Raw genomic sequence first — 5,219 nt, forward strand, 5'->3', positions numbered from 1 at the left:
AGAATAATTAATTTAAATTAAAAAAAAAATCAGAAAAAAAGTGTTTTTGAGAAAAAAATATTTTTCTCTTTGTTTTTTGAATAAAAAATTAATGTAAAAATAATTAATAAATGACTGTTATTTTTACATTTCTTCTTTTTCTAGGCCCATCCAGTTCTAAAAAGAAAATACTCTGCCAAGTTCCAAGACTAATTTTTCCATCGATAATAGGTATCGTTTGGTTTGGTGTCAATATTATTGATTTTAAATGACTTCGAGCATTGTTATCAATTCTATCATGAAGGTAATTATCATGAGGAATAATGTTTTCCAATAAATTTAATATATCTTTTTTCAATCCAATTTCATCTTCATTGATAATTATGCCACTTGTGGTATGTTTAGTGGATATGTTTACAAGACCATTTTGAATTTCGTTAGAACTAACTATTTTATTGACATTACTTGTAATATTTATTAGTTCAACAGAACTATTTGTATCAATTATTATATCTTCATTTAATATTTTCATACTTTCATCTTAGAACTGTGATTCAATATCTTCAAAATCCATAGTACGTTCACAATAATGACATCTCAATAAAACAGGTTCTTTTGACTGAACATAAAACTTATCCTGTATAGGTTCATTAGAATTACTAATACAATTTGGATTACTACATTTTACTACATCAATCACTTCATCTGTTAATTGAAGATTATGTTTACTGACAATTTCATAGTTTCGGATAATATTTACAGATGCCTGTGGTGCTAACAATACCAATTTATCCACTTCATCTGCAGACAATTCCCTACCTTCAATTTTAATTATGTCCTTCTTACCCATGTTTGATGATTCAACATTTATTGCAACCATTACAGGAGTTTCATCATCAGGTAAATTTAACATATTCAATATATTGGCTGCCCTATTTTGTTTGATATGATCAATAACAGTCCCATTTTTAATTGATTTAACTTTTAATTCCTTTTTTTCTGACATAAACATCTACTCGCTTAAATTATTTATTTTACGTGTTTTAATTGCTTGTCCAGTGTTAAAATCTTTTATTTCGTAACTGGATAATAAAGATTTTCCACAAGCCAATAATTTATCATCCTTGTTAACAATTAGAACTTCATCATTTCTTCTAATTTTTTCGTCACAATCCAATACAAACTTGTTAAATACACTTTTTCCTTTTAATGCGAATGGTTCTGAATCTTCAGAAACAACTACCCTCATATTAGGGGATGGTAAAAAGTTATGTAAACGTTTTGCACCTAAATCGGATAAAACTAAAAATCCATCACTTGCCCTCATATTAACAATATTTTCATCGTTTTCATAGACATGTCTTATTTTTCCAGTTTTTCTACTTTTCTCTATTTTAATTTTTTCAGAATCATTTCCAAATAATGCTTCACCAGAACCTTTTCCAAACTGATAATCAGCAATATCTTTTAATCTGTCAAAGTCAGATATTTTAGCTTCAGGCAATAATAATTCTTCCTCAATTAAATCATAGTCTTTAATATCAAAGTTACTTATGATTTTTCTATGTATCAGGACATTTTCATATTTTTGTGCATATTCCTTAATTTGCTGTCTGATAAATTGCTTTGAATTTTCATCCAATATTGTTGGTGATTCATTTTGTGCTAATGGATAAAATTCATCTAAACCTAGAGGGATTATACCAAATGGCACATCAGCTATAACTATGTCACTATCCCCATAATCTGTATTTTTACCGTTTGAATAGAACGATGGTATTTTTGGTGTGTATTTTTTAATATATTCCCTATTAACATGTTTAGCATATGGTTTACTGGTATAAGGTAAAATAATTAAATTTTTGCTCTTTGGTTCTAAATTTTTAATCTTATTCAAATGTCTGGATACTTCAGATCGTGCAAGTGATTCATATCCTGTATAGAAGAATGCTGATTTTTTACTACTAGGTGTTAATTTTTCCATATCTTCCTTGTATTCTTGTAGTCTTCTTAAACCATCTAATAAAAATGGGTGTGATCTGCATCTTAATTCAACAAGTTTCATTAACTCCCCATCAACGATTGATTGTCTGATACGTCTAATTTCTGCAAAACTAATATGTAAATTATGTTCTGCTATGAGTTTTGCACGTTCTTCTTGATTCATCTGTTTTAACTCATCAACTGTATGCTCAGTACATACTTTACAACTACATGGCATTTCTATTAAGTTTTCTAGTTTTAATGTTCCATCAGGCATCATGAATCTATCTTTATTAGCATATAAAATATATGCCGCACTGTCAAATAAATCACAACCCATAGCTACTGCTAATGCAAAAACCATTGGATGACCTGCACCCATAAGGTGTCGTGGCTTGTTTTCAGGTAATCCTCTCATTGAATACATAACCACATCAACAAGATCCGCATAGCGATACATTTCCATTAATGGAACTACAGCACCAATAGGATAAATATCTGCATCAAATTCACTTATTTGTTTTGCACAATATTCTCTTAAATCTGTGAAAGTTGATCCTTGAACAACACTATTTAATAATAAGTTTTTTCGAACTTTTGATGCTTCTTCTGCTCTTTCGATAGTAATCTCCAAATCATTTTCTGCTTCTTCTCGTTTAACATAAGGTGCTGTGGGAATATCCAAAGATGTACCTATGTCTGTTCCAATGGATTCTTGAAACTTTATTACCTCTTCATTATTAATGTCGATATCACCATAAACAGATAACTGGAAAGAACCAGAATCAGTTTCTATAGTTCCTGGAAAATCTATTAATTCATGAACTCCATCTTTTAAAGCTTTTTCTTTAAGTTTTTCATTTTTATAGATTATATAGGAGTTAGTAATAACTATTTCAGCACCAAATTTTTTTACATCTAATGTTTGTTTACCTGGATGCACCACTGGCATTAAATTCGGAGTTGTTACTGTTCCATGAGGAGTTTTAAAAGTTCCGATTCTTGCCATTGCATCTTTATATTTTATCTCAAAATCCAATTAAACACACCCTATACCTTTTTATTTATTAACATTATGTTTTTACTAAAAGAAATAATTTTTTAGAAAAGTTTTTTAAATATACCTTTAACTCTATTTTTAAATGAATGTTCTATTTTTGTTTGTTTATCTGTAGAATTATCATATTCATATAATTCTTTAGTATTTAAAATATTATTATAAAATTCTTGATTATTCTTAGATAACTGACTAAATGTATCAAAAGAGATTTCATCTTTTTCAAAATCAGATTTTAATAAGTAAAAAAATTCACTTTTATACTCATTTTCAATATTATTAAAAAGATTAAATAATTCAGTTAACTTAAATTCATAATAATTAATTTTAAAATCATTGAAAATGTTTTTATTTTTGAGTAATTCTTTAATATTTTCCAATATATCTAAAAAAACAAATTATTTTCTACTTTTTATAGATTTTGATTGACGTGTATTAGTTTGTGTTCTTCGATAATTATATAAAATTTCATTCAAATATGAAATTGATTTTGCTTCAAGAACTGATTTAATGTGGAAATATACATCTTCAAAAAGATCTGATTCAGAGAAATATATATCATTTTTTTGTAAAAAAGTATTTTTATGTAATTTTGTACATACAATCAAATAATTATTTAAAACCAAATTTTTTTGTTGATTATACGTAAATTTGCCATTAATACTCTCTTTAAAATATATTCGAGGATTACATTTATTATTTGGTAAGTGTTCAATTGCATTGAATAAGACCAAATCAGAGCCATATTGTTTTGCATTCACATACAATTTTTCTAAAGAATCCAACTCAATCCAATCATCAGCATCAATAAATGCTATATACTCACCATTTGCTTCATTAATCCCCTTATTTCTTGCAGAACCAGGACCACTATTTTCTTGTGAAAATATTTTTATTCTTGAATCTTTCCTGGAATAATTAGTTAATATTGTTAGAGACTCATCTGTTGATCCATCATCAATACAAATTATTTCTATCTCTTTTAAGGATTGATGAATTAATGAATCAAGACATTCTTTTAAGTACTCTTCTTTATTATAAATAGGAACTATTACAGAAACTTTTGGTAGAATCATCTTTTTCACCATATAGGCAATATTAAAAAATATTAAAAAAAAGAAGTTATGTTTTTAACAATTCGCAGAGTTTATTTGCTACTTTATACATACCATAGTCCGTAAATTGGTTATTTTCTATTGCAATAAGATCATATTCTTTCTTATCAAACAATTCTTTTTGATTAAGTAGTAAAGTATTTTCTCCACGAGCTATTGCTTTTTCATATGTTTTAATAATTATATCATCAAAGGATTCATATTCTTTCCATCGGTTAAATGATGGTGTAGTTAATAAGATAATTTTCTTATCCGGATGATATTTCCGTACATTTTTATAGAATCTTTCATATGTTTTTGAAAAAATTTCTTCATTTGGAACTTCTTGTGAATAATCAATTACTATACTATCACAATCTAAAGAACCAATAAACTTGGCTGTATTATCTGTTGCTTTACAACAATGCTTTATTGATAAATTAATTATGTCTTGATTTAAATTACGGCTAACTATATTTGGATAACTGTTTCCACTTTTAGATGCAGATGCTCCTTGAGCAATACTGCCTCCATAAAATAATATGGGTGTCCTTTTATTTTTTGGATATGGAAACTTAGTAATTCTGGATCCTCTTTCAATACCCATACGCATATTTAATATTGTATTGAAATTTGGTAGAAATATACATACAGCACTATTTGGAGGAAGAGGTATTTGATCTGCGAATATTCTAAAACCATCTTGTGGAGCCATTAATCTGTGATGAGTATAGTGTCCTTTTGAATCAACTATATATATCTCAAAACCAAAAGCATTCCATCCAACAATGTCTGAAAAATATGCTGATCTTTTAAATTCAACTCTAAACACTAATTTACGTGAAGTAGTTCTAAATCTTATCCTACACCCACAAGAAGCTGTTTTAAAGTGTTGCATGGCATTATTAACAAATGGACCAAATTGTACCATATCATCTTGAATTTCTTGCGTGTATTTACAAAAATCTACTTTATCTGAATTTAAAGGGTTACCATAAACTAATGATGGATTATTAAATATGTTAAGATATTGTATATTAGTTTCATTGATGTTGTTAAGAGGATTGTTTATTGCTGTTAAATATTCCATTTTGTTAATCTCCTTA

The 5,219-nt window shown here is 27.4% G+C and carries 6 protein-coding genes; all 6 read right to left on the bottom strand.

Annotated elements, in window-relative coordinates:
* Positions 1 to 103 precede the first annotated feature (103 nt).
* Positions 104 to 511, bottom strand: coding sequence for a secondary thiamine-phosphate synthase enzyme YjbQ (locus QZZ11_RS04785; RefSeq protein ID WP_292474057.1), 408 nt, complete (start codon positions 509 to 511; stop codon positions 104 to 106).
* Positions 512 to 520: 9 nt separating this feature from the next.
* Entirely contained in the window at positions 521 to 991 is a 471-nt protein-coding gene (gene pyrI / locus QZZ11_RS04790; protein WP_292474059.1) for an aspartate carbamoyltransferase regulatory subunit, read from the bottom strand.
* On the bottom strand, positions 992 to 3,001 hold the full coding sequence (gene tgtA, locus QZZ11_RS04795; protein WP_292474061.1) for a tRNA guanosine(15) transglycosylase TgtA: 2,010 nt from the start codon (positions 2,999 to 3,001) through the stop codon (positions 992 to 994). It abuts the gene before it with no gap.
* 62 nt (positions 3,002 to 3,063) lie between these two features.
* A complete protein-coding gene (locus tag QZZ11_RS04800) occupies positions 3,064 to 3,399 on the bottom strand; it encodes a hypothetical protein (protein WP_292474062.1) in 336 nt (111 codons plus the stop codon).
* An 18-nt stretch (positions 3,400 to 3,417) separates the two neighbouring features.
* Complete coding sequence (locus QZZ11_RS04805) at positions 3,418 to 4,095, bottom strand: glycosyltransferase family 2 protein (RefSeq protein ID WP_292474064.1); 678 nt, start codon at positions 4,093 to 4,095, stop codon at positions 3,418 to 3,420.
* A 46-nt stretch (positions 4,096 to 4,141) separates the two neighbouring features.
* Positions 4,142 to 5,219, bottom strand: a 1,078-nt coding sequence (locus QZZ11_RS04810) for an SGNH/GDSL hydrolase family protein (RefSeq protein ID WP_292474066.1), incomplete at its 5' end; no start/stop codon positions are given.

Source organism: Methanosphaera sp. (assembly GCF_016282985.1).
Lineage (GTDB): Archaea > Methanobacteriota > Methanobacteria > Methanobacteriales > Methanobacteriaceae > Methanosphaera.